A 25160-nucleotide genomic window follows, 5' to 3' on the forward strand; every position below is an offset into this window, starting at 1 on the left:
TGTTATGATTAAGAAGTTATCTTATTTATATAATGGTCCATACACCTGACAGGCTCGGAAATCTGCTCCTTCTTTATCACCGGTACCAAACATATTCCAGGCAGTTGGACGAAAAATATTTTCTTCTGCAACATTATGCATGTTTACAGGAATCCGCAGCATCGATGCTAGCGTGATAAGATCGGCACCGATATGACCATAGCTCATCGCACAGTGGTTTGCGCCCCAGTTATTCATCACCGAGTAGACATCTTGAAAGGCCCCATGACCTGTTAGATTGGGGACAAACCAGGTGGTCGGCCATGTCGGATCTGTGCGATCATTCAGTACTCCATGTATATGCTCCGGAAGCTCCACTGTGTACCCTTCTGCAAGTTGCAGTACCGGACCAAGACCTTTAATTAAATTAATACGTGCAATGGTGACTGGCATATCTCCGCGTGTTTTGAAGTTACTCGATAAGCCGCCACCTCTGAAATATTCGGTATTTGCTGGTCTCCATTCTGTTGCCTGCAAGCAATTGGCGGCTTCTTCTTTCGTCACTTCCCAGAAAGGCTTCATCACTGGTTTGCCATGTCGCTCTTGTTCCCCTGTACCATCAAGCGCTGCAGACCCTGAGTTTAATAAATGAATAATACCATTACTTGCTCTGCCTTCAAGCTGATGTTTGGTCACACGCTCGACAGCGGATGGACTCCAATACGTTCTTACATCGGCAAATACTTGCGCAGTATTCGTTAACAAATGACCGAATAGCATTGTAGCAGCATTTAACGTATCATTTTCAGTTGCTACAATATATGGTGCGCGTATCCCATTCCAATCAAAAGAAGAATTCAGGATTGCCTCCATGAAATCGCCATTAGGAAAATGATCAGTCCACTGACGCTGCCCCTGAAACCCTGAAGCAATGGCATTGCGTCCCATTGCCTCCTCTTCATACCCTAACTCTGTTAACTTAGCATTGCCTTGCATCAAATCTCTAGTGATCATCGTCATTTTTATATTCGTTTTTAAGTCTTCCTCTTTCTGGACTGTATTTCGTTGATTTGCCGCTTTATTTATATCAGATCCAAAGATACCATTTTCTTTTATCCATTGGTAAGCAACGGCAAATTCTTCTTTATCATAAATCTCCTCATTGATCCTCCGCGTTAATTCTGTCATATCTACATATTCATTGCGCATACCTAAATACTCTTGGAAGAAGCTTTCATCCACCATGCTTCCAGCTATCCCCATTGATACCGAGCCAATAGACAAGTAAGATTTATCCTTGAGCATAGCAACCGTCAGCCCTGCTCTTGCAAAACGAGTTATTTTTTCTTGAACATCAGATGGGATGGCATCATCATCGATATCTTGCACATCCTCACCGTAAATCCCAAATGCCGGCAATCCTTTTTGGTTATGCGCTGCCAGCACCGCAGCTAAATAAACGGCACCTGGGCGCTCTGTTCCGTTAAATCCCCATATTGCATTGGGCCTTTGCGGATTCATATCCATTGTTTCTGATCCATAACACCAGCACGGAGTCACTGTTATCGTTACACCAACATTTTCTTTGTCAAATTTATTTTTCGCCATCGCTGCTTCTGCTACCCCGCCGATACAAGTATCAGCTATTACGGTTTCGACATGTTGTCCATTAGGATAACGCACACTCTCTGCTAACAGATTTGCTACAGACTTTGCCATATTCATTGTTTTCACTTCTAAGGATTCTCTTACACCTTTTCTACGGCCATCAATGGTTGGACGAATCCCTATTTTCGGCATATCTCCTATAAATCGTTGATTAGTTGTCATATTATTTCCCCCTCGTATTATAGTCCTGTATATCGTTCAAATCGCTGGTAAGCCTCTTGCCATTTGATTTGATCTTGTGGCTGGTAATATTGGAGAGGAAATGATTCTCTCACAAGCTGTCTTGCTTGCTTCAAATCCTTTACTTCTCCTAATGCAATCCACTGACCAATAGCATTACCAATCGCACTCGCTTCAATTGGTCCTGCAACTACCTCTCTTCCAGTCGCATTCGCTGTTAATTGACATAACGTTTGATTGCGAATCGCACCCCCACCCATATGAATGCGCTTTAAATATTTTCCTGTTAATTTTTCTAAACGATGAAGCAGCCAGCCATATTTTAAAGCCAGGCTCTCCAGAATACAGCGGATCATTTCACCTTGAGTTGCTGGAACCGGTTGCTGCGTTTCTTTACAATAGCCTTGAATTTCTGTCATCATATTTAAAGGATTAAAAAATCGCTGATCATCCGGATTAATAAACGATCGAAAGGCTGGTGCTTCTTCAAATAGCTGATTCTCCTTATTAAAATCCGTTGCAATGCCTTCCCTTTCCCAGCTGACACGACATTGCTGCAGCAACCACATACCCATATTATTTTTTTGCAACCGATATTTGCCATCTATCGTTCCTTCATTGGTAAACCCTGATTCCATCACGTCCTCACTGATAACCGGTCGCTCCACAGGCACTCCCATCAATACCCATGTACCACAACTCATAAATACAGAGTACTGATCCTCTAACGGAAGTGCAGCTATCGCACTCGCGGTATCATGGCTTGCCGTGTTAATTACTTTCACCGGACTCATTCCAATTTCCCGATTAATTACTGATAAAGACTGACCAGCAATTGTCAACGAAGCTGTCGTTGGTGCTAAAAGATCATCAGGAAGAGATAATCTTTGCAAGATTTGTTTATTCCAGCTTGTTTCACCTGCACGTAGCAGTTGCGTAGTCGAGCTGATGGTAAATTCATTTTGCTTCTCACCACAAAACAAATAAGCTAATAAATTGGGCGTTAACAATAACATATCAGCATTATCCAGTAAGGCCGGATTGTATTTTTTTAACGTATATAATTGAAAAACCGTATTAATGGCTGCAGTTTCAACACCAGTAATATCAAAGAGTTCCTTTGCCGATATATGTTGCAATGCTTCGTTCATTCCTCGGTCATTCAGCGGGTTTCGATAGCTGTATGGATTCGCAAGTAATTCGCCTGTGTCAGAAAGCAGCCCGAAATCAGCACCCCATGTATCAATCCCCATACTCTCGATCTGCTGATGCCCTTGTTGCACACTCATTTGCATCGCTTTTTTCATTTTAGTGAAGATAGACAGGATATTCCAATAATAATGACCGGTAAGGTGAACAGGCTGATTCGAGAATCGGTATATTTCTTCTAGGTAAAGCTTGTGACCATCAAAACTGCTTAACATTAATCGGCCATTTGATGCTCCTATATCAAATGCCCATACTTTTTTCATGAGTGCCTCCCCCCCCTTTAATCATTTTTTAATAATTTGGCACGGTATTTTTCACTGGATAAATCTCTAAGTTCCTGGCATTCTCCTTCCGTTAATACTCTTGGAGTTCCAACCATACAGGAAATCGCATACACTTTTGCTGCCTCTTCCGTAAGCTGCATAAAGAAATAGGCTTCCTTCAGCGATTTGCCAACCGTTAATACGCCATGATTGCGCATGATAACAACATCTGTTTCTGTTATCACATTTGCAACTGCATCTGCGAGTACTTGTGTTGTCGGAATCATGTAATCTAAGTACCTAACTTGCTTCACCATTGCTGGGAAATCGGGAAACATACTCGGAATATCTTTTTCTGCAGAACCCACACTGACGCTATAACTAGGATGTGCATGCAGAACTGCTGTGATATCCGGTCTCTTTCTAAAACATTCTAAATGCATGAGCACCTCAGAAGATGGCTTTATATTCCCTTCCACTTCCCCTGTGGTAATATTGACTTTCACCCATTGATCCTCTTGAATTTCTTTCAAATCAAATCCGCTCGGCGATATATACATTTCATCGCCATCCCGCACACTTAAATTACCTCCTGCCCCTACTACCAATCCGGTATCCACTAACTTTGCAGCATAGTTAGATAATGCTTGTTTACTTACGACCATTTTCTCTTCACCATCCTCTTAAGAAATAACACCTTTTTTTAAAATAATGTTGGCGTATAATGCTTGTTCTGATGTAGCTATAATTGCATGCGCTTCCTTCGCACGTTCATAAAACGCAAATCGCTCCAAGAATCCTATCTGTTGCTTCGTTACTTGGTAGTTCCCTAAAATCTCCTGATATTCTTTCCAAATAGCTGGCGCATGCACACTATCCCCTTCCACTACTTGCATTAGATGGACCGGCTGTTCCACATAAGTATCTACAGGCAACAGTTGCAAAATGGCTTCTAATAATCTCGGAATATCATGACCATCACAACGGATCAATCTGTTAGCATGACTAGCTGCAGGGAAATTGCCATCCCCCAAAACAATTTCATCACCATGCCCCATTTCATGAAGTATTTTCAATAAATCAGGTGAAATAATACTCGGTATTTGTTTCAACATAGCTAGACTCCCCCTTTCCCTGAAGCTTAATAACTAATTTTACAGGTAGATTTACGAATGTGGATATCAGGTGGTAACACTACTTTTCTCTGGTTGTTAACCTGTTTTTGCTCCACCCGTTCCATTAGAAATTGAATACCGATTTTGCCCATCTCATTAGCCGGCTGTGCAGCAACAGTAAAGAATGGGTCAAAATATGCGACAGGTTCCACTTCATCAAAACAAACGACCGACATATCCTTTGGTACCTGCAGCCCCAATTCTCTTACTGCCTTCATGACACTGATGGCAATAAAATTATTAGCGGCAAATATTGCGGTGGGACGTTTTTCCGGCTCTGACTTTATGAGTCTATCCACGATGATCTTCGCGCTATCTTCCTCGACATTTCTATAGTCAATTTCTGAGATGTAATGCTCATACACAGGCAGGTCATTTAACTTCAACGTTTCTGTATAACCGCGCTTCCTTTCTCTTGCAGTCGAGACATTTGATGGTCCATTGATGAGCGCAATATTATGGTGACCGTTGTCAATGAGGTGCTCGACAAGTTTTCGGCTGCCTTCATAGCTGTCTCCTACTACATAATCTCCTGAAAATCCTTCAATCAATCTATCAATCAGAACTACCGGAATACGGTGCCGCTTAAAACGCTCAATTTGCTCGAGCGTTTTATCACTAGTAGGAGCAATAAGTACTCCATCAACCCGTGCAGAAAGCATCATATCGATATAATTGATTTCCTTTTCACTATCTTCATCCGTATTGCTCATCAAGACACGATACCCCCTTTGGACTGCTGCATCCTCAGCTCCTCTTGCAATCTTTGAAAAGAAAGGATTCGATATATCGGTCAAAATAAGCCCCAATGTCTTTGTCTGATTAGAGATTAAACTCCGTGCAGCAGAATTCGGTATATAGCCTAATTCTTTGATTGCTATTTCTACTTTTTCTCTCGTTTCATTTCTTATATTAGGAGCTTTGTTAATTACTCTGGATACGGTCATTGGTGATACATTTGCTTTTTTAGCAATATCATAGATTGTCACCATAGGCTTCTACCTCATTTATCATTTTATTGGTACCGATAACATTTATATTCAAAAAAATAGAGTATATAACTACCTCTCCCAAAATGGAAAAACATGTTAGGAAAACAATTAGTATATTTTTATTATAAAATCACGACAACACACATAAAAATTTAGTATTAGCATTTGAATCTTTTTGCTCCCGATAACTGTAAGCGCTATTTTATACAAATGACTGCATAAGATTCTGTTATCGGTACCAAAGCTTCGAGACTATGGAAAAGAAAGGAGTTTACAGATGTCCGAAAAAATATTGGAAATGACCAGCATTACTAAATCTTTCCCCGGAGTGAAAGCATTATCGAATGTACAATTAGATTTAAATAAAGGAGAAGTTTTGGCATTGGTTGGGGAAAATGGTGCAGGAAAATCAACATTAATGAAAATACTGACCGGCATTTATCAGATGGATCAGGGCAGCATCAAGTATAACGGTACAGACATAGCGCCATCCCACACAAGGGAAGCGCAGGAGCTAGGTATCAGTATGATTCACCAGGAACTAAATCTAATGCCAGACTTAACGGTTGCCGAAAATATATTCATAGGGCGTGAACCAAGGGATCGGATGCGGTTCTTTTTAAGAAATAAAGATTTGAATCAGCAGGCAGCAGCATTGTTTGAAAAATTAAACATCGATTTACAACCAAAGAAGAAAATCGCTGACTTAACGGTTGCCAAACAACAAATGGTCGAAATCGCCAAGGCACTATCTTTTGAATCTAAAATACTAATAATGGATGAACCAACTGCTGCATTGACAGATAAGGAAATTGACAAATTATTTGATATCATTCTCTGGTTAAAAAAAGAAGGCGTGGGAATCATCTATATTTCCCATCGTATGGAAGAATTGAAGCGGATTGCAGACCGAATCACCGTTATGAGAGATGGCGAATATATCACAACGTTACCGATTGCCACAACCGAAATAAAAAAGGTCGTCTCTTTGATGGTTGGCAGAGAAGTAGCAATGGAGCAAAAAAAGTCAGATCCAAGTATCTATTCAGATACCGTTCTTGAAGTAAACAACATTTCTAATACCTATTTAAAGAACGTATCTTTTCATCTAAACAAAGGGGAAATACTAGGATTTGCCGGATTGGTTGGTGCCGGCAGAACGGAAGTTGCCAGAGCTATATTTGGAGCAGATCCTTTTACCGGTAACATCAGGATAAACGGAAAGACTGTTTCGATTAATCAACCAGCAGATGCAGTAAAGCATGGAATAGGCTATTTATCAGAGGATAGAAAGCAATTTGGTTTATTGCTAGAGATGAGTGTCAAAGACAATATCGTACTTTCTTCTATGAAAAATTATGCCAAAGCTGCTTTTGTCCAGCCTAGCCCTATATCAGCAGATGCAGAGAACTATGTCGCACGATTAAAGGTGAAGACACCTAGTGTGAATCAGCCGGTAAAACTGCTATCTGGTGGTAATCAGCAAAAGGTTGTTATCGCTAAATGGCTTCTGAAGGACTGTGATATTTTGATTTTTGATGAACCGACAAGAGGGATTGATGTCGGTGCTAAACAAGAAATCTATGACTTATTAGAAATGCTGGCAGCAACCGGCAAATCTATTATTATGATCTCCTCTGAATTACCCGAAATACTTCGATTAAGTGATCGTATTATCGTCATGAACGAAGGAAGCATAACTGGAGAATTATCAAGTAAAGAAGCGAATCAAGAGAAAATTATGGAACTTGCTACAAGCCACCAATAAAGTGAGACTTTGATCAGTGGGGTTTTTGATCCCCATTGATCATTAGCGAAACTTAGCAGGGTGTTAGCGTCTGTTTACTCCCACTTAGCTTCTTTGTGTGAAGTGGGAGTATTACGAACGGTTAGCACCGTGATAAATATGAAGGGGTGAAAGTTAATGACCACAGATATTGCAAATTCTCACGCGACTGCTCAGAAGAAATACTTTAAAGGAACGGGAGCATTGCAACAAATTCTTGCCTTTGCCAGTTTAATTATTTTAATTATCTTTTTTTCTATTGCGTCGGACAATTTTCTGCATTGGTCAAATATTGAGGGAATACTGCTATCCACTACTGTTATCGGTATCCTGGCATTAGGTACTACCTTTGTCATCATAACAGGAGGAATCGACTTATCCATTGGTACAGGGATGACATTGACGTCTGTTATGACAGGTGTATTCATTGTCTATTTAGGACTGCCTCTCTCTGTCGGTATTATCGGAGGTATTTTGTCTGGAGCATGTATTGGATTTATTTCCGGGTTTTCAGTGTCGATTCTGCGTATTCCACCATTTATTGCAACATTGGCAATGATGATGATTGCAGAGGGCTTATCGCTCGTTATATCCGGAGCTTCACCGATTTATTTCAGCGATATCGAAGGATTCAATTCGATTGCTTTAGGTTCTGTCATTCCAGGCATATCGATTCCTAATGCTATTTTAGTATTCTTTTTCATGGTTTTGATTGGCTGGGTTTTATTATCCAAGACCATTGTCGGTCGCTATACCTTTGCAATCGGCAGTAATGAAGAAGCAACAAGACTCTCGGGAATTAATGTGAAAAAGTGGAAGTTGATCATCTATACGATTGCAGGATGTTTCACAGGGGTTGCTGGTGTTATCATGGCTTCTCGTTTAAATTCTGCTCAGCCCGCTCTAGGAATGGGTTACGAATTGGAAGCGATTGCAGCAGTGGTGATTGGCGGAACTTCTTTAAGTGGCGGCAAGGGTTCCTTAATTGGAACGATGATTGGTGCCTTAATCATGAGCGTACTAACAAACGGCTTGCGCATCATGTCCATACCTCAAGAATGGCAAACAGTAGTGATTGGGTTCGTCATCTTACTGGCTGTTTATTTTGATATGTTAAGGAAAAAGAATGCCTGATGGAATCAACTCTTTTTAGGAGTTATTCATACAAAAATCTGCAAAGGGGAGTTAATCAGTGAAGAAGAGAATAATGTTCGCTATACTAATTGTTTTTACGTCACTTTTATTCGTGTTGGCAGCATGTGGTAACGAATCAGAACAGGAGGCAAGTGATTCTGGTTCTGGGGACACAGAATCATCAGACAATGAAAAGGCTGCGGAAGAAGACTCTGGCAAACCGTATATAGCCATTATATCTAAAGGATTCCAGCATCAATTTTGGCAAGCTGTCCAGAGTGGCGCTGAAAAAGCTGCGGAAGAATTTAATGTAGAGATTACGTTTGAAGGACCAGAAAATGAATCACAAGTTGATAAGCAAATGGAAATGCTGCGGGCAGCTTTGGATAAACAGCCAGATGCTATCGGTTTTGCGGCATTAGATTCACAAGCTTCCTCTCCCTTATTAGAAGAAGCCGATGAAAAAGGGATTCCTATTATTGCCTTTGACTCTGGTGTTGATAGTGAGATACCGCTAACAACAGCGTCTACAGATAATTATGCAGCCGCAGCTCTAGCCGCCGACAAAATGGCTGAGTTAATTGGTGAAAAAGGAAAGATTGCTCTTGTCGTTCACGATCAGGTTTCTGTTACAGGTGCACAAAGACGCGATGGTTTTGTCGAAACCATCGAGGAGAAATATCCTGATATTGAAATTGTCGATGTACAATATGGTAAAGGTGACCATTTAGAATCAACAAACCTTGCCAAAACCATGATGCAGGCAAATCCTGACCTTGCCGGAATTTATGGCTCCAATGAAGGTTCTGCGATAGGTGTGGTCAATGCTGTAAGAGAATTAGGCAAAGAAGAAGAAGTAACCGTCATCGGTTTTGATTCAGGCAAACAGCAAATTGACGCTATCAAGGACGGCGTGATGGCCGGAGCAATCACCCAGAACCCTGAAGGAATAGGCTATGAAACAGTCAAAGCAGCGGTAAGTGCCATAAATGGTGAAGAGGTACCGGAAAATATTGATACTGGTTTCTATTGGTATGATCAAACGAATTTGGAAGATGAAGAGATTCAGGCGGCTGTTTATGAGTAAGAATTCACTATAAAAACGAAGCGTCTACTTCTTCAAGCTAATAGTTAGTCGATCCGTTATCCTCACGTCTTACTCGTAATAGACTTAAGATGGAGGATAACGGACCATTAGTGATAAAAGAAAAACCGCCCATAAACCACCCGGTCCTAGTTGACTTCATTAATAAACAACCTTCTATAATATGGATTATGTAAACTAAGGATATATGGCAAAACGGTCATATTGAAATATTTTATCTGCGTTGCAAAGCTCCGGAAATAGGCTCCGCGTCCTGTGGGCACGACTCATAGCCGTCAAGTTAAGGTAATGCTGTTAAAAAGAAAAGTGAATATGTTGCCGTAATGAATACAAGTTATCTATTGTGCAGTGATTCTTTGTGAGTTGAGTGTAAGATATCATTTATAGTAGCTTTTCCTGAAGTATTGGCACAAGAAATCGGATTTTTGACCGCAAGAGTCCTTTTGATATCCTTGAGTGGTCATATTTTTGATTCTTATGGACAACTTTTACTCTTTCTCTTTTCAACTGTCCATAAGACCCATTCTTATAGACAACTTTTGCTCTTTCTCTTTTCAACTGTCCATAAGAATGAATTATATGATAGGCCGAACATGTAAGACAGTTTAAGCTCACTTTTCCTTAGCTTGACGGCTATGGGGCACGACTTCAGCTAGGCTACTACTTGAAAAGCATCTGTGCTGCCTTGTGCCGAGGAAGCCCACTTCGATGCAATGCTTGCAGACACAGGCACAAATGAAGTGGATCTTCAGCTCGCGCTGATTCCACGGGAGTCTCCGCATATTTCCTACGCTTAAGGGAAGTGCTACAACGCATGGAACAGCAAAAAGCAGTGGTTCTAAGCATTTTTCAATAACTATTATATATGTATACGATCAATATTCTAGCTCTACCAAAAATTGTAGAGTCCCAATACTAGCGTAGTCCAACCACGGAGACTCCCGCGGGACATGCAGGCGCTGAAGATCCACTTTGTGAAGCGATCTTTCTTCACAAAGTTAGCTTCAGCCGTGCCCCGCAGGACGCGGAGTGGTTGGACGGAGCGGTATCCCAGCACATGAATCATTTCAAAATTACCACTAAGCATAAAGCAGCTAGTTTACATAATCCATATTATAGGAACCTATCTTCCTATTCAGCATGATTACTTCTACGACTGTACTTATATACTTTCTTTGCTTATAAAAAAGAAGCACCATACATATGATAAGATCGTAATCTTACAAATCAGCATTTTCATGATATGATAAATTTTATAGAAGACTATTTTCCAGAAGGGAGCGAAATATCCATGTCCATTGCAGATATGCTTCGAGAGGAAGGAAAAAGAGAAGGGAAAAAAGAAGGAAAAAAACAAACATTAGCTCAGGTGGCTATTAAATTAATTAATAAACAGATAGACACCATCCCTGATGACCTGGAAAAAAAGTTATACGATCAGGATGAGGAAACATTAAATCAGTTGATTGATCAAATCTTAGAATTAAAAACGATCGATGAAATATATACATTTGTAAAGTAAACACATAGTTAAAAGGCGCTCTCATCAGAGCGCCTCCTCCTATCTATTCTAGGAAAAGCGCAAGCGCCCGTTTTGAAACGTAGTGACTGGACGGCATCAACTGAGATAAAGGAATCACGGTGAGCTTGCGAACCGATGATGACTTATCGTAGGGCGATGCAGGAAGTCGCCTAGTTTCTGGGCGCTGTAGCTGGACATGGCTGTTCATGTTAGAAAGTGATACGACAACTAATAATTTTATACTTTCTTACCTGACAAGATAAACACATCATACCCATCTATTTCTACTTCACCATTTAATTGCTTTCCACTAATCAAATCACGCATACTTCTCTTTAAATATACATGTTGTTTGCTATCAGAAAAATTTAACAGCAAATAATAAGTCTTATCTTTTTTCTTACGTACAGCAAGCTCGACATTATCGGTAAGATCGAATTCATTACGATAATCCGGTACATTCAAATCCGCTAAAATGGCGTTCGCAATCTCGAAATTAAACACTCCGCCAAAATAATAGGCGCAGCCATTTCCATGACTTCTTCGAGACAAGGCAGGTTTGTTAGCATAATAAGCATTACCATAATACCCCAGGAACACTACATCGTCTTTTTCCTTATGCAATATTTCATTAAATCCATGCACGTCCAGTTTATCCTGGCCAAACAGCTGGACTGTAGGTGATGGTTGTAAATGATTCAGCAATGTATAATCTTCCACAGTGACGCCTGCTAATTCTTTAATATAACCTGGAAAGGCCATCATATATGGCTGGCCAGTTTTATCCTTGTACCCTGTCCGGCAGCCAAAGACGATCTTACCACCTTGTGCCACATATTCCTCTAGCAACGTTGCTGTTTTTTCGGTCAATATAGCGGCATGTGGATACACAAGCACTTGGTATTTCTTTAATTCATCAAGCGTTGTTGTCTCACTCAGATTATATATGTCTACTGGAATATGATTATATTGAAAGGCTTTGAACCAAGCCTCTTTACTCTCACTCAGAAATGGTCCATACCATACATCTTCTTCCCCGTCCCACTCATTATCATAGTCTGTTAAAATGGCTACGTTTGCCTCGTAACTAGCACCAATTAAATCGCTTCCAATCTTCTGAATTTCTTGACTTGTTTGCTCAATCTCAGCAATTCGGCGATTAGGTAAGTTATGATAATCATTGATGCCATGCCAGTATATTTCAGAACCTTTTGTCGCTGTTCTCCAGCGGAAATAGAGGATCATATCTGCACCATGTGCAAGGGACTGATACGTCCACAACCGTAATTGACCTGGTTTAGGTGTTGGCTGCTCAATACGATTAACCCAGCCACCAGGACCTGCCTGTTGTTCAAATATTGCAAAAGGTCCACCTAGATTTCTTACTGTACTTAAATTAAGACTCCATTTACGATCCTGTAATGGCTTAACGGAAGTATCCTCAATAATTTTATTAAAATTAGGATAAGAATCATACGCATAGAAATCTAATATATCCTGCGTCAATTTGTGATTATCCAAATGACCGAACATCCCATTTGTTGTTACCCATTGCTGCTTCGTATAGCTTCGAATAATATCTGCCTGCATTTTGGCGAAGGCTATCGTACTATCTGATATAAATCGTTTTTCATCCAGCGCGTGATGCGGATTTTGGGAATCATTGACGGTTGGTCTCGTTAAATAGACCTGATTCCAATCGGTGTACGTTTGATTCCAGAACACCGTGCCCCACGCTTCATTTAACGCATTCAAGGATTGATATTTTTCCTGCAGCCATTCGCGAAATTTTTCATGATCAGCATCAGAATAAAACACACTAATCTCACAATTTAATTCATTATCAATTTGCCAGCCAACAACATTTTTATTATTGTGGTAATGCTCTGCCATTTTCGTTGTAATCCTTGCAGACAGTTCACGATATTTATCTGAGTTATAATTATAATGACGGCGAGAGCCGTGACGATAAGTGACACCATCCTGTGAAACATTCAATACTTCCGGATACTTTTCTGTTAACCAGACTGGAGGTGTTGCAGTAGGTGTACCAAGAATTACTTTCAAATCATACTTCCCAGCTAGATTGATAGCTTTATCAAATAAACTAAAATCAAATTCTCCTTCACACGGCTCAAATATGGTCCAGGCAAACTCCGCCATTCTGACATAACGAAAGCCTAGCGCTTTCATTCTTTCGAAATCACTTTCCCATAAGTCTTCTGACCAATGTTCCGGGTAATAACAGACTCCTAGTGTAATTGCTGATTCATTGATAATCTCCTTCATACATGATGCTCCTTTTCGTTAGTAAGTTATTTCTATATTATCATTATTCTTTTACAGAACCACCTAATATGCCAGAAACAAAATGCTTTTGCAGAAATAAGAATACAACCATGATTGGCAAAACCGAGATAGCTGTCCCTAACATTAATTGCCCGTAGTCGACAGAATTTAACCCTGCTAATGTTGATAATGCAACAGGTAATGTGTACTTATCACTGGACGTCATCACAATAAGCGGCCACATAAAATTATTCCATTGGTGTGTGAACAAGAAAATCCCTACTGCAGCTAACGCAGGCTTCATGGTTGGTAACGCTAATTTAAAAAAGATGCTGATCTCTCCTGCGCCATCGATTCTGGCAGCTTCAATCATAGAATCTGGAATCCCCTTCATGTTCTGTCTAATTAAAAAGATAGCAAACGGATAGCAGATTTGCGGCAAAATCACAGCCTGATAGGTATTAATCCAGTCTAATGCACCAAAGATTTGAAAGAGCGGAATGATGGTTGCTTGGTAAGGAATCATCATTGCTAGCAAGAAGCTAGAAAAGATCACATTACTTCCTTTAAACTTAAATTTTGCGAATGCGTAACCGGCCGCTGAACAAACAAGTAAACTGGCTCCAACAAAAATAACAGCTATCAAGGCTGAATTGAACAGAGCTTTGAGAATCGGAATAGCTTCGCTTAAGTTCTTGAGATTTTCCAGCAGATAATTTCCAGGTACGATCGTGGGCGGAAAGCTTAACACTTCTCCTGATGGGTTCGTCGCTCCAACGATCATCCAATAAAAAGGCCCTAAAGAAATCACAACACCTACAATCAGAATAAAATGCAATAATGATTTTTTTATATAAATATTGTTCATTATTCTTTCACCACCTTAAACTGAAGCCACGATAGTACAGCAATAAACAATACAATCACATAGGCAATTGCAGAGGCATAGCCGAAATCAAAATAACCGAAGCCTTGATTATATAAATAATAAGTAATCGTCAGTGTAGCGTTATTAGGTCCTCCACCTGTTAAATTATATGGCTCATCAAATAACTGAAACGACCCGATCGTCGATAACACGAAACAGAATAATAAAACAGGCTTTAGCTGTGGAATCGTAATATGAAAAAACTTTTTGATACTACTCGCGCCATCAATACTGGCCGCTTCATATAGATCATGTGGAATATTTTGCAATCCGGCAAGCAATATCACCATGTTGTATCCAGTCCATCTCCATGTAGTTACCATAATTAATGAAATCTTAGCCCAAAGCCCATTACTCAGCCACGGGACACGCTCCATCCCTATTGATGTCAAAATATAATTGACCAGACCATAATCCGTATTAAGCAGCAAGATAAAAATAATAGACGCCGCTACCAGAGAAGTTATGGCAGGTGTAAAGAAAGATACTCGATAAAAGCCCTTCATATTTAAAAGTTTTGATTGTAACAACACTGCCAGAATGACAGCAAGAAATAACATAACGGGCACCTGCACCAGCAAGATGATAAAAGTATTACCTAAAGCTTTATAGAATACAGGATCGCTGAATAAACGTATATAATTATCTAACCCTGTAAAAGAATAGACACCACTGATTCTGGTCTGAAAACTTAATAAGAACGATGCGATAATCGGATAAACAGTGAAAGCCAGAAACAATAATAACGCTGGTAACACGAAAATATATGGTGCTGTTTTAGGTGTGATAAATCCTTTTTTCGTTTTGCTAGCTTCCAGTCTTTTCGTTGTACTTGTCATAATCATCCCTCACTTCCTTGGAGACTTCGCCTTGCTTATACAAGCACATAAGCAAGGTATTCCTATTTATTCTGTTGTTTCCTTCCCAGTTTGTTGTACTGCCTGTTTCTCTCCTTCGGTCAACATCTCCAGTGCCGGCTTATCATCTAACAGAAAGGCTTCTATTTCACTGCCCATAACCGATCGCACTTCTAGTTCAGCACCATCATGATTGACAGCAGGAATTTCTGGCACAATATCAGCAAACTTCTTGAAGAATGGCTGATTATTAAAATATTCCTGTTCCTCGGAGAAAACTGGCTCTTCATATGCCGCTGTTAAAGCTGGAAACAATCCTCTGTTTGTCAATGCTTTAATCTGCGAATCAACGTCAGTCGTCGCAAATTCCGCAAATACATATGCTGCTGCCTTATTATCAGATTCAGATGGAATAGCCAACGCAGAGCCACCATCATTGGAAGCACGTGTTCCACCTTCTTCAAAGGCTGGAAGCTTAAACATATCCCATTTTCCAGCGAGTTCAGGCATTTGTTCAATCATCGTACCACTCCACCATACTGCACCTGGATGTGTTGCAACTTCTCCATTTTTCATGGCTGCCACTTGTCCGTCCCAGTTATTTGTATACGTAATCAATTCACTATCTTTCATCTGTTGTAATATATTTGCCGCTTTTTCACCGGCGTCGGATGATATATCTAATTTACCGTCTTCATCAAAGTAATAACTGCCTTGCTGTTGCATCATAATTCTTAAAATACCGTCACCGTCCGTACCTAAAAAGTACTTGCCGGTTTGTTCTAATACCTTTTTACCGGCTGCAATATAGTCATTCCAGGTTTCAATACTTGCCGGATCGACTCCCGCCTCTTCAAAAATATCCGTGCGGTAAAGGACAGCGACAGGTCCCAAATCTCGAGGCATTGCTATAATATTTCCATCGCTATCTTTTAATCCTGCTATTTTCGCTTCTGCAAATTCGTCTTCATGCTCGTCATAGCCTAGTTCACTTAAATTCGTAAAGGCATCCGGAAATTCATCAGTGAAAGAATGAATTCGATTATTTTCTACTTGAACAACATCTGGTAAGCCACTTCCTCCACTGGACAATCCTGCACTTACCTTTTGATATACTTGATCGACTCCAATGTGTTCGATCGTTACGTTGACATTTGGATACTTCTCTTCAAATGCTGGAAGCACATCTTTCTCCAAGTAGTTTGCTTCCAAGGCCCAAGCCCAAACTGTCACATCTCCTTCTACGTCTTCCGGATTCTGCGGAATCGATACATCCGCTGCACTTTCACCAGAACCACTACACGCTGTCAACAACAAAACCATTACAGTAATAAGAAAAACAGAAAAATATTGCTTCTTCATCACTAATCACCCCTTGGTTTTTGTAAGTTACTGTTTAAGTAACTTGCGACTAGTATAAGACACACAAACAATGAATAATGGTAGGTATAGTACTATTTTGGTACTTATTCATTTTTGTTGTTTGCGCTTACAAAAAATATTGTTTGGAGGATCGATTATGTGCAATGAATTCTTTACAAAAAAAGAAACACTCTTATATACGGCCTATGAAACGTTGGGCATTCCTATAATGATTATCCGTGACCAAGGCAAGTTGAGCTGCATACCTGAAGATTTCCCATTAAATCCCCTCTTTCCTAACGTCAAGGATTTTATCAATAATACGGATCTTCTAACTGAACAGTTCAGTCTAATTGAAACAGACTACTCTGAAAAATTTGTTAGCATCTCATTTGAACATCACCTCGAGAAGGGCTGGCTAATTATTGGTCCAACTGTTTATCCCGAACCCAAAAGCATTGCTATCGAACAGTTACTTTCTCACTTGCAAAAGAAATACCTCCTGGATGAAATGGAGGATTATTATTTATCACTCCCCGTCATCGATCGAAGCATATTACTTAAAAGTAGTAATCTCATTTTTTATTTATTATTCCATGAGCAAATAAATCTTCATCAGCAATTATCTATTATAGATAAGGATATAAATGGTGAGAAGATGCCAAAACACATTCAATATATTGATCAAAAAAGACAAAATGCATCTTTTCACCACGATCCTTTACTCGAAAGAAAATGTTATCAATTTATCGAGGATGGGAACACTTCAGAAGTCATACCTTACTTTAAAGCATTTACAAGCAGACCAGATTTCGAACACGCTATACTTTCTACAAGAAGTGAATTGCGAAATCAACAAAACCTAACCATTGCACTTGTCACCCAGGCTACACGTGCAGCAATTCGAGGAGGCGTTCATCCTGAAATTGCTTACTCATTAGGAGATGCATTTATTCAGCAATCAGAAGGAATGACTACTCCTGATCGCGTGATAAAATTAAAAGAAGAAATTATGTATGAATTTGCATCCAAAGTAGCCAAGAGTAAAAAATTGCAATACACCAAAGTAATCAGCCAATGTCAGGCACATATATACAAACATTTATACGACAAAGAACTTGGGTTAGAAAAGCTAGCAGATGACATGCAAATAAATAAAAAATATTTGTCCAATTTATTCAAAAAAGAAGTAGGTATATCTATCAGTTCCTATATTCAAAAGGTAAAGGTCGATGAAGCAAAAAAACTTATGTTTTATTCCAACTATACACTCATTCAGATTTGCAGTTTGTTAAATTTTTCTGATCAAAGCTATTTTACAAAAATCTTTAAAAAACATACGAAAATGACACCACGCCAATTTTTGCAAAAACCTTTAATATAGAAAAAAGCTATTCCGCAACAGCAGAATAGCTTTCACTTTAGTTATTTTTGAATGGGCTTCTTCCAAAACCCGATCATTAACGCTGAAATAACTGCTCCAATTAGAATAGCAAGCAAATACAACCAGCTATTCCCTTCTATTGCCAGAATAACAAACACGCCGCCATGCGGAGCTGGTAAACCTGCACCAAACAGCATCGATAATCCTCCAGCAACAGCAGAACCTACTACAATCGACGGAATAACACGTCCGGGATCTGCTGCAGCAAACGGGATAGCCCCTTCCGTGATAAAGAAGGCACCTAAGGCATAATTGGTTTTTCCAGCATCTTGTTCTTCTTTGGTGAACTTTTTACGGAAAAACGTCGTTGCTAGGGCAAGTGCTAATGGCGGTACCATCCCACCTGCCATTACCGCTGCGTGCGGACCTAAGTTACCAGCTTCGATCATGGCAATTCCGAATGTGAAGGCGGTTTTGTTAATTGGTCCACCCATATCAACCGCCATCATACCACCTAAAATCAAGCCTAGTAACAAGGCGTTAGCACCAGTTAATCCACCAAGCCAAGATTCCAGTCCTGACATAATAGAGGCCATCGGTTCAATCAATACATACATAATCAGTCCAGTAATAAAAATGTTCATGACAGGATAGAAAAGGATCGTTTTAATCCCATCAAACGATTTTGGCAAGTCTTTAAGCAGACGTTTTACAAGTAATGCGACATAACCACCTAGGAACCCGGCAACCAAACCACCTAAAAATCCAGCATCACCACTTGATGCCATAAAACCACCGATCATAGCTGGTGCAAAACCAGGTCTATCCGCAATACTCATCCCGATAAAACCAGCTAAGACAGCAACCATTAAGCCAAAGCCATACTCACCGCCAATCGCTTTTAAAGCCGCGGCAAATTCATTATATTGTTCATGACCCTGCTCAGCTGAATGAATACCGAAGAAAAAAGAAATCGCAATTAGTACACCGCCACCAACGACGAACGGAAGCATATTGGACACACCATTCATCAAGTGCTTATAAAATCCTGATCTGCTGCCTCCAGAGCTTGCACCTTCACCGCCACCCTCACTTTGGTAGACAGATGCCTCTCCGTTTATTGCGGTTTGAATCAATTCTTCCGGCTTTCTAATTCCGTCTGTTACTGCTTTTCGTAACACTTGTTTCCCAGCAAAACGTTCCATTTCCACTTTTGTATCAGAAGCAACAATAATTGCTTTTGCCTGTTCAATTTCTTCTGCTGTCAAACGGTTTTTGACACCATCAGAACCATTTGTTTCTACTTTTATCGAGACCCCTAATGCTTTTGCTTTATCTTTCAATGCGTCAGCTGCCATATACGTATGGGCAATACCAGTCGGGCAGCCAGTCACTGCTAAAATTTCCGGTCCTTTTTCCTCACTAGAACTGCTATTGTCTGCAAGCTCTTCACCCAGTTTTTCTTGTTCTTTTGCATCTACCATTTCTATTAATTCATCTATGGAATTCGCTTCCATTAGTTGATTACGAAAGTCCTCATCCATTAACAATGTTGATAATCTTGATAATGTTTGTAAATGATCATTATTAGCACCTTCACTTGCTGCTATCATAAAAAATAAATGGGTCGGCTGACCATCTAATGAATCATAATCAATACCATCCTTGGATCTGGCAAAAGCAATTGCAGGCTTGGACACCGCTTTTGTCTTGGCATGTGGAATGGCAACATGATCTCCAATTCCGGTACTAGTCTGGTTTTCACGATCCCAAATCGCTTGTGTGAACTGTTTCTGGTCATGTAAATAATGATTGTTGCCAAGCTGATTTGCTAATTCTTCAATAATCTGCTCTTTCGTTTGGGCTTCTGCCTCTAATATAATCAACTCTTTACCGAGCAATTCTGTAATTCTCATCATTATTCATCCTTTCTTGTTGCAAATTCTATAATTCTATTGAGTAGTGAGGCTTCAAATCAGTGGGGATATTACGGACAGTTAGCGCTGTGATAAATCTATTACTTCAACCTGTTCTAGTAGTACATCCGTTTCCGCTTGCGTACAAAGTGTTTTAGAAAATGCGGTTGCACTGCCAGCTGCAATTGCATACGTTGCAGCTTTCCTGGCATCTTTTGTATCGTTCCATTTGTAGATGAAACCAGCTACCGCAGAATCTCCTGCACCAACCGAATGAACCGCTTTACCTTTTGGTGCATGCAACTTGAATATTCCGCCATCACCAACATAAATAGCACCTGCATTTGCCATCGATACTAAGACATGATTAATACCGTTTTCCTGATGCAGACGATTAGCCAACCGAACAATGTCATGATCCTCACGTACTTCTTCCTCAAACAATTCCGCTAACTCATGGTGGTTGGGCTTGATGAAAGCAGGACTCGCTTGAATTGCTTCCTTTAACGGTGTCCCACTGGTATCTAATACCGCCAGTGCTCCTTGCTCATGCAATAGTGAAACCATTTCACGATATACAGCTTTGTAAAGTGAATGTGGCAAACTCCCTGCCAAAACAACGATGTCACCTTCATTTAAATGTTTTAGTTTGGCTAGTAATGCTTGGTATTCTGCTTCTCCAATTGTCGGTGAAAGACCATTTACTTCTGTTTCATCTGTTTCTGTTTTTATTTTCATATTAATCCGTGTATCTTGCTGCAACTGGACAAAGTCATACGGAATCTTCATCTCTGTTAAACTATCGGTGATAAATTTACCAGTGAATCCACCGACAAATCCCAGTGCTGTCGAGGCTTGACCAAACTGTTGCAGCACGCGGGATACGTTAATTCCTTTTCCACCCGCTTCTTTGTAATCATATTGACTGCGGTTGATCCCGCCTTTCTCAAAGGAATTAACCTTTACGACATAGTCAATTGCTGGATTTAATGTAATGGTGTAAATCATATTTCTACTACCTCCAACGTTGATTGCTTACGTATTTCTCTTAGTTGCTCTTGTGAGATGCCGTTTGTTGTGATAATGCTAACTTCTGAAAGCTGTGCAACATTCGCGAATGCAATTTCTCCGAATTTCGATGGGTCTGCTAACATATAGCTTGCCTGTGATTGTGCAATGGCTGTCCGTTTCACACTTGCCTCCTCTGGGTCGGGGGTTGTTAAGCCCTGCTCAAGATGAATCCCATTAATCCCAAGAAAACTCTTATCAAAATGAAATTCTTTAATCGCATCAACTGCTTTCGTGCCAATTAATGCTGCCGTTCCTTTCTTCGCCTTCCCTGAAATGACATATGTCTCAATACCACTTTCGATTAATAATTGCACATGTGGAATACCGTTTGTGACGACAACAACTTCCTTATCCGCTAAGAATGGGATTAATTCCATTGTGGAGGTTCCCGCATCTAGGTATACTGTGTCTCCTTGCTCAATAAAAGAGGCTGCTTTTTGGGCAATCATGCTTTTCTCGTGCTGATGCTGGGTTGATTTTTCTAGAATGGTAGGCTCCTCTCTCTTCTTTTTTAATAGAGAGGCACCTCCATGCACACGTTTAATATACTGTTTCTTTTCTAACTCCGTTAAATCCCTGCGGATCGTTGATTCAGAAGCATTGGCCGTTTCACAGAATTGTTTAACGGTAACAACATCTTGTTCTTTCAAAAGAGATAAAATTAATTCTTGCCGTTCTATAGTTAACAAATGGGATCATCCTCTATCTATAAAGTGAGACTTCAATCAGCAGGAGTTTGCCCCCCCACTGATTGCTAGCGACACTTATATGGAAGTTATCGTCCGTTTATCCCCCACTTAGCTTCTTATTTATCTTTTGAATCTTAAGTGGTGGTATTACGGACGGTTAGCGCCGTGATAAAATCACTAATTCGTTAATCGCTTACACTCAATATACATTCAAAATCAGTCATTGTCAATCACATTCAATCAAAAACAATCACTATTGCACAAGTTAATTATGTTATGATAGCTAGAGATGATATGGAAAGAAGGATTACTATGCGCTATTTATTCTTATTTTTGATTTTCGTGTTTGGTTTACATATCTTTTCGATCTTTTTTCCGAGTGATGCTCTAGCCTACTGTTTAGGCGTACTTTCCTTGATTATGCTGTTAATCAGCTTTAGGCGAGCATCAAGATTATTTCAAATACTTGGCGCTTCCTTCACTATTGCAGGTATTGCCATGTATTTTTCTACTGATTTATCGGTCAATCAAGTCATTCCTTTACTTGGAGATAACTTGTCATTGTTAACACTTCTGGCTGTTTTACCATGGATGAACAGCATCGTAACTGCTGGTCGTTACGACAGGTTAATGCAGCACTTATTACGTGGTAACGTCAAACACTTAGGGCAGCTCTATCAAAGAAGTACAACCACCATGATGTCGTTAACTGCATTCTTAAACGTATCTTCTGCAACCATTGCACAAGATGTATTAGTGGATAACTTGAAGCCTGTCGTCAAAAAGACAGCCAACAAGTTTATTATGATGACAACTTTAAGAGGCTATTCATTAGCTTTACCCTGGAGTCCTTTAGAAGTATTACTGGCAATGGGGATTTTCATTACAGGGGTAAGCTATACGACATTGATGCCATTAATGGTGTTGATCACCGTTGTGATGTATGTATTAGACAGCTTATGGGGAAGACTTTATTTCAAAAAATATGCTTATCCAGTTCAAGAGAAAGTAATAGCCGGAAAACAAAACGGTCAAAATCGGTCAAAAATTGTACAATTAGTGATTGCGTTGTGTTCGTTTTTATTACTGGTTATTTTAATAGGGGTTATTTTTGACGTGGAATTTATCGTCTCGGTTACCTTACTCGTTTTTCCATTTGCCTGTTTATGGGCACTCGTAATTGGCAGATGGAAAAGTTTCTGGACTATCGGATGGCAACGATGGAAAAACAGCGTCAATCATATGGATAATTTCGTGGTGCTATTTATTACACTTGCTCTTTTTACCAATACATTGAATGAATCACCTGCTTTGACGATGCTGCAGGAGCCAATTATTTACGTGTCCGATTATCCAATTTTGATTTTAATAATGATTCAGCTGTTGTTCGTAATTTTAAGTATGTTTGGTGTCCATCCTGTCGCCACAATGGGGATTTTGAGTGGAATTAGTACGATGCTAATGGATATCCTCAGCCCATTAAGTCTTGCTATCAGCCTCATTATTGGCGGCGTGTCCACTGTACCAATCGGTACTTACGGCCTCGTCGTCACGATTACATCCATGAGCCTGAAACAAAGTCCGTATTATATCACTTATTACAATTTGATTTACTCGGCAGTATTCGGGGCACTTGGAATATTGCTGGCTTATCTCTGTATATAAGTCCGTTTGTCGCCCGGCTAGCCTTTTTCGAATTATCAATAAAGTGAGACTTCAATCAGTGAAAGTTCATATCCTCACTGATTAGTAGCGAAAATTATCAGGAATTATCGTTCGTTTATCCCCCACTTAACTTCTTATCTATCTCCCGAATCTTAAAGTGGGGGTATGACGTACGGTTAGCGCCGTGATAAATTCCTACCCAATTGAATTATATCGCTACCTATAATATGGATTATGCAAACAAAGGCTGTATTGCAGAATGAACATTTTGATATATTTTATCTGCGTTGCAAAGCTCCGGAAATAGGCTCCGCGTCCTGTGGGCAGGCTTCAGCTAGGCTACTACTTGAAATACATCTGTGCTGCCTTGTGCCGAGGAAGCTTACCTCGAAGCGATACTAGAAGACACAGGCACAAATGAAGTGGATCTTCAGCTCGCGCTGATTCCACGGGAGTCTCCGCCTATTTACTACGCTTTAGGGAAGTTCTACATCATATGGAACAGCTAAAAGCAGTGGATCTAGGCATTATGTTATTCATTCAATTGCTGTTATATATACAGTGATCAATATGCTTTCTCTTACAAAAGTTGTCGAGTCCACATCCTAGCGTAGGCCAACCACGTAGACTCCCGCGGGATTATGCAGGCGCTGAAGATCCACTTTGTGAAGCGCCCTTCTTCACAAAGTTAGCTTCAGCCGTGCCCCGCAGGACGCGGAGTGGTTGGACGGAACGGTATCCCAGCACATGAATCATTTCAAAATTACCACTAAGCATAAAGCGGCTTGACATAAATAGGAACCTATCTTCCTATTCAGCATGATTACTTCTACGACTGTACTTATATATTTTCTTTGCTTAGAACATAAAAAGCCGCTGTCTCCTTGAAGACAGCGGCTTTTTATTATTATTCAACTAATTTATCTAATGCGTCATCAATCATGTTACTGTTAGCAATTGGTCCGGTATATAACCAGCTTGATTCCCGGCTGTATTCATATACATTACCATTTTTTACAGCAGGGATGTTCTTCCAGATAGACTCTTCTAACATAGCAGATCCTTCTTCTTGCTGACTGTTAATCAAGAAGATATGATCAGCATTTAATTCTGCTAGTTTCTCTAGAGAAATTTCAGACCAGTTAGCCGTTGTAGACTCAGAAATCTCTGATACTACATCTGGAGCAGTTAGTCCTAGATCATTATATAATAAATCTCCACTGGATAAGTTTTCACTTACAATATAGAATGTATCTGCAAATAACCATAAAGCGGCAACACTTTCATCACCGATAGCAGATTGGATTTGTTCTTTAGCATCTGCTGCTTTTGCTTCATACTCGTCCAAAACTTCATTTGCTTTTTCTTCCATACCAAACACAGTACCGATTGTTTTCATTTCTTCACGCCAGTCATTGTTTTCTTCTGATCCTACAACAAATGTTGGCGCAATTTTACTATATTGCTCATATTTATTGTCTTCTACCATGCTTGCTGAATCCATAATTAATAAGTCTGGCTCGAAAGAAGTTACAGCTTCATATGGTAACTCACTAGGAATCGTAAGCACATCTCCCAGATCACCTTGTAAATAACCTTGAACATCTGATCCATCTCTTACAGACCATTGTGCAACAGGCGTAATACCAAGTGCCACTAAGTAATCTTCTAAGTAAGATGCAATAACGCGCTCAGGATTTGCCGGAATTTCTACTTCATGCCCCATCGCATCTGTTACTGTTCTTGTATCTGATTCAGATTCTTCTGTATTGGATTCCTCCGTATTGCTATCACCAGATGAATCTGATGCACTATCATCCTCTTCACTACCACACGCTGCCAAAAATACTAACAAAGCAGCCATTAACAAAACAAGCCATTTATTTTTTAGCTTTCCCATGTTGACATAAATCCCCCTTCATACTATCTAGCATAAAACGCTATTTTAAATGATAACAATTTTCATTTTCAATTACAAGATAAATT

At 39.9% G+C, this 25160-nt stretch carries 19 protein-coding genes; 6 read left to right on the plus strand and 13 right to left on the minus strand.

Annotated features, from left to right (window positions below; genetic code table 11):
* Positions 1 to 21 precede the first annotated feature (21 nt).
* The 5 genes from MUN87_RS11060 to MUN87_RS11080 are packed head-to-tail and all read right to left on the minus strand — an operon-like array spanning position 22 to position 5466.
* Complete coding sequence (locus tag MUN87_RS11060; protein ID WP_244747838.1) at positions 22 to 1809, minus strand: L-fucose isomerase; 1788 nt, start codon at positions 1807 to 1809, stop codon at positions 22 to 24.
* A 17-nt stretch (positions 1810 to 1826) separates the two neighbouring features.
* Entirely contained in the window at positions 1827 to 3299 is a 1473-nt protein-coding gene (locus MUN87_RS11065; RefSeq protein ID WP_244747839.1) for a rhamnulokinase, read from the minus strand.
* A 17-nt stretch (positions 3300 to 3316) separates the two neighbouring features.
* Positions 3317 to 3964: a class II aldolase/adducin family protein gene (locus tag MUN87_RS11070; RefSeq protein WP_244740104.1), complete on the minus strand. Its 648-nt coding sequence runs from the start codon at positions 3962 to 3964 to the stop codon at positions 3317 to 3319.
* 18 nt (positions 3965 to 3982) lie between these two features.
* On the minus strand, positions 3983 to 4414 hold the full coding sequence (locus MUN87_RS11075; protein ID WP_244740106.1) for an RbsD/FucU family protein: 432 nt from the start codon (positions 4412 to 4414) through the stop codon (positions 3983 to 3985).
* A gap of 26 nt (positions 4415 to 4440) precedes the next feature.
* The gene (locus MUN87_RS11080; RefSeq protein WP_244740107.1) at positions 4441 to 5466 is read right to left on the minus strand and encodes a LacI family DNA-binding transcriptional regulator; all 1026 of its coding nucleotides are present in this window, start codon (positions 5464 to 5466) and stop codon (positions 4441 to 4443) included.
* 277 nt (positions 5467 to 5743) lie between these two features.
* On the opposite strand from MUN87_RS11080, the gene MUN87_RS11085 reads away from it, so the two are divergent.
* From MUN87_RS11085 to MUN87_RS11100, 4 genes are all read left to right on the plus strand, one after another.
* Positions 5744 to 7234, plus strand: coding sequence for a sugar ABC transporter ATP-binding protein (locus MUN87_RS11085; protein WP_244740109.1), 1491 nt, complete (start codon positions 5744 to 5746; stop codon positions 7232 to 7234).
* 156 nt (positions 7235 to 7390) lie between these two features.
* Positions 7391 to 8386: an ABC transporter permease gene (locus MUN87_RS11090; RefSeq protein ID WP_244740111.1), complete on the plus strand. Its 996-nt coding sequence runs from the start codon at positions 7391 to 7393 to the stop codon at positions 8384 to 8386.
* A gap of 73 nt (positions 8387 to 8459) precedes the next feature.
* Complete coding sequence (locus MUN87_RS11095) at positions 8460 to 9473, plus strand: ABC transporter substrate-binding protein (RefSeq protein ID WP_439649670.1); 1014 nt, start codon at positions 8460 to 8462, stop codon at positions 9471 to 9473.
* A 1309-nt stretch (positions 9474 to 10782) separates the two neighbouring features.
* Positions 10783 to 11013 carry a hypothetical protein gene (locus MUN87_RS11100; RefSeq protein WP_244740115.1) on the plus strand — a complete coding sequence of 77 codons (231 nt, stop codon included), beginning with the start codon at positions 10783 to 10785 and terminating at the stop codon, positions 11011 to 11013.
* A gap of 237 nt (positions 11014 to 11250) precedes the next feature.
* On the opposite strand, the gene MUN87_RS11105 is transcribed toward MUN87_RS11100, so the two are convergent.
* The 4 genes from MUN87_RS11105 to MUN87_RS11120 all read right to left on the minus strand — a co-directional run bounded on the left by MUN87_RS11105 (position 11251) and on the right by MUN87_RS11120 (position 16449).
* Positions 11251 to 13302, minus strand: coding sequence for a beta-galactosidase (locus MUN87_RS11105; RefSeq protein ID WP_244740117.1), 2052 nt, complete (start codon positions 13300 to 13302; stop codon positions 11251 to 11253).
* A 43-nt stretch (positions 13303 to 13345) separates the two neighbouring features.
* Positions 13346 to 14170 carry a carbohydrate ABC transporter permease gene (locus MUN87_RS11110; protein WP_244740118.1) on the minus strand — a complete coding sequence of 275 codons (825 nt, stop codon included), beginning with the start codon at positions 14168 to 14170 and terminating at the stop codon, positions 13346 to 13348.
* Positions 14170 to 15069: a carbohydrate ABC transporter permease gene (locus MUN87_RS11115; RefSeq protein WP_244740120.1), complete on the minus strand. Its 900-nt coding sequence runs from the start codon at positions 15067 to 15069 to the stop codon at positions 14170 to 14172. Before MUN87_RS11115 ends, MUN87_RS11110 begins: the two co-directional genes overlap by 1 nt.
* Before the next feature lie 66 nt (positions 15070 to 15135).
* A complete protein-coding gene (locus MUN87_RS11120) occupies positions 15136 to 16449 on the minus strand; it encodes an ABC transporter substrate-binding protein (protein ID WP_244740122.1) in 1314 nt (437 codons plus the stop codon).
* A gap of 157 nt (positions 16450 to 16606) precedes the next feature.
* Here MUN87_RS11120 and MUN87_RS11125 point away from each other — a divergent pair, with 157 nt between their 5' ends.
* Complete coding sequence (locus tag MUN87_RS11125) at positions 16607 to 17833, plus strand: helix-turn-helix domain-containing protein (protein ID WP_244740124.1); 1227 nt, start codon at positions 16607 to 16609, stop codon at positions 17831 to 17833.
* A 41-nt stretch (positions 17834 to 17874) separates the two neighbouring features.
* Here MUN87_RS11125 and MUN87_RS11130 read toward each other — a convergent pair whose 3' ends face one another.
* The 3 genes from MUN87_RS11130 to MUN87_RS11140 form a co-directional block, all read right to left on the minus strand.
* On the minus strand, positions 17875 to 19749 hold the full coding sequence (locus MUN87_RS11130) for a PTS fructose transporter subunit IIABC (protein WP_244747953.1): 1875 nt from the start codon (positions 19747 to 19749) through the stop codon (positions 17875 to 17877).
* 81 nt (positions 19750 to 19830) lie between these two features.
* On the minus strand, positions 19831 to 20757 hold the full coding sequence (gene pfkB / locus MUN87_RS11135) for a 1-phosphofructokinase (protein WP_244740125.1): 927 nt from the start codon (positions 20755 to 20757) through the stop codon (positions 19831 to 19833).
* On the minus strand, positions 20754 to 21509 hold the full coding sequence (locus MUN87_RS11140; protein ID WP_244740127.1) for a DeoR/GlpR family DNA-binding transcription regulator: 756 nt from the start codon (positions 21507 to 21509) through the stop codon (positions 20754 to 20756). Before MUN87_RS11140 ends, pfkB begins: the two co-directional genes overlap by 4 nt.
* A 312-nt stretch (positions 21510 to 21821) precedes the next feature.
* Here MUN87_RS11140 and MUN87_RS11145 point away from each other — a divergent pair, with 312 nt between their 5' ends.
* Positions 21822 to 23174, plus strand: a complete 1353-nt coding sequence (locus tag MUN87_RS11145) for a hypothetical protein (RefSeq protein ID WP_244740129.1) — start codon at positions 21822 to 21824, stop codon at positions 23172 to 23174.
* A 907-nt stretch (positions 23175 to 24081) separates the two neighbouring features.
* Here the strand turns inward: MUN87_RS11145 and MUN87_RS11150 are convergent.
* Positions 24082 to 25074, minus strand: a complete 993-nt coding sequence (locus MUN87_RS11150; protein WP_244740131.1) for an iron-hydroxamate ABC transporter substrate-binding protein — start codon at positions 25072 to 25074, stop codon at positions 24082 to 24084.
* Positions 25075 to 25160: the final 86 nt, after the last annotated feature.

Origin of the sequence: Gracilibacillus salinarum (assembly GCF_022919575.1) — a bacterium.
In the GTDB taxonomy this organism is placed as follows: Bacteria; Bacillota; Bacilli; order Bacillales; family Amphibacillaceae; genus Gracilibacillus; species Gracilibacillus salinarum.

Coding starts and splice junctions, on each gene's coding strand:
- MUN87_RS11060 (WP_244747838.1), bottom strand. CDS start 1,809: ATGACAACTAATCAACGATTTATAGGAGATATGCCGAAAATAGGGATT.
- MUN87_RS11065 (WP_244747839.1), bottom strand. CDS start 3,299: ATGAAAAAAGTATGGGCATTTGATATAGGAGCATCAAATGGCCGATTA.
- MUN87_RS11070 (WP_244740104.1), bottom strand. CDS start 3,964: ATGGTCGTAAGTAAACAAGCATTATCTAACTATGCTGCAAAGTTAGTG.
- MUN87_RS11075 (WP_244740106.1), bottom strand. CDS start 4,414: ATGTTGAAACAAATACCGAGTATTATTTCACCTGATTTATTGAAAATA.
- MUN87_RS11080 (WP_244740107.1), bottom strand. CDS start 5,466: ATGGTGACAATCTATGATATTGCTAAAAAAGCAAATGTATCACCAATG.
- MUN87_RS11085 (WP_244740109.1), top strand. CDS start 5,744: ATGTCCGAAAAAATATTGGAAATGACCAGCATTACTAAATCTTTCCCC.
- MUN87_RS11090 (WP_244740111.1), top strand. CDS start 7,391: ATGACCACAGATATTGCAAATTCTCACGCGACTGCTCAGAAGAAATAC.
- MUN87_RS11095 (WP_439649670.1), top strand. CDS start 8,460: ATGTTCGCTATACTAATTGTTTTTACGTCACTTTTATTCGTGTTGGCA.
- MUN87_RS11100 (WP_244740115.1), top strand. CDS start 10,783: ATGTCCATTGCAGATATGCTTCGAGAGGAAGGAAAAAGAGAAGGGAAA.
- MUN87_RS11105 (WP_244740117.1), bottom strand. CDS start 13,302: ATGAAGGAGATTATCAATGAATCAGCAATTACACTAGGAGTCTGTTAT.
- MUN87_RS11110 (WP_244740118.1), bottom strand. CDS start 14,170: ATGAACAATATTTATATAAAAAAATCATTATTGCATTTTATTCTGATT.
- MUN87_RS11115 (WP_244740120.1), bottom strand. CDS start 15,069: ATGACAAGTACAACGAAAAGACTGGAAGCTAGCAAAACGAAAAAAGGA.
- MUN87_RS11120 (WP_244740122.1), bottom strand. CDS start 16,449: ATGAAGAAGCAATATTTTTCTGTTTTTCTTATTACTGTAATGGTTTTG.
- MUN87_RS11125 (WP_244740124.1), top strand. CDS start 16,607: ATGTGCAATGAATTCTTTACAAAAAAAGAAACACTCTTATATACGGCC.
- MUN87_RS11130 (WP_244747953.1), bottom strand. CDS start 19,749: ATGAGAATTACAGAATTGCTCGGTAAAGAGTTGATTATATTAGAGGCA.
- pfkB (WP_244740125.1), bottom strand. CDS start 20,757: ATGATTTACACCATTACATTAAATCCAGCAATTGACTATGTCGTAAAG.
- MUN87_RS11145 (WP_244740129.1), top strand. CDS start 21,822: ATGCGCTATTTATTCTTATTTTTGATTTTCGTGTTTGGTTTACATATC.
- MUN87_RS11150 (WP_244740131.1), bottom strand. CDS start 25,074: ATGGGAAAGCTAAAAAATAAATGGCTTGTTTTGTTAATGGCTGCTTTG.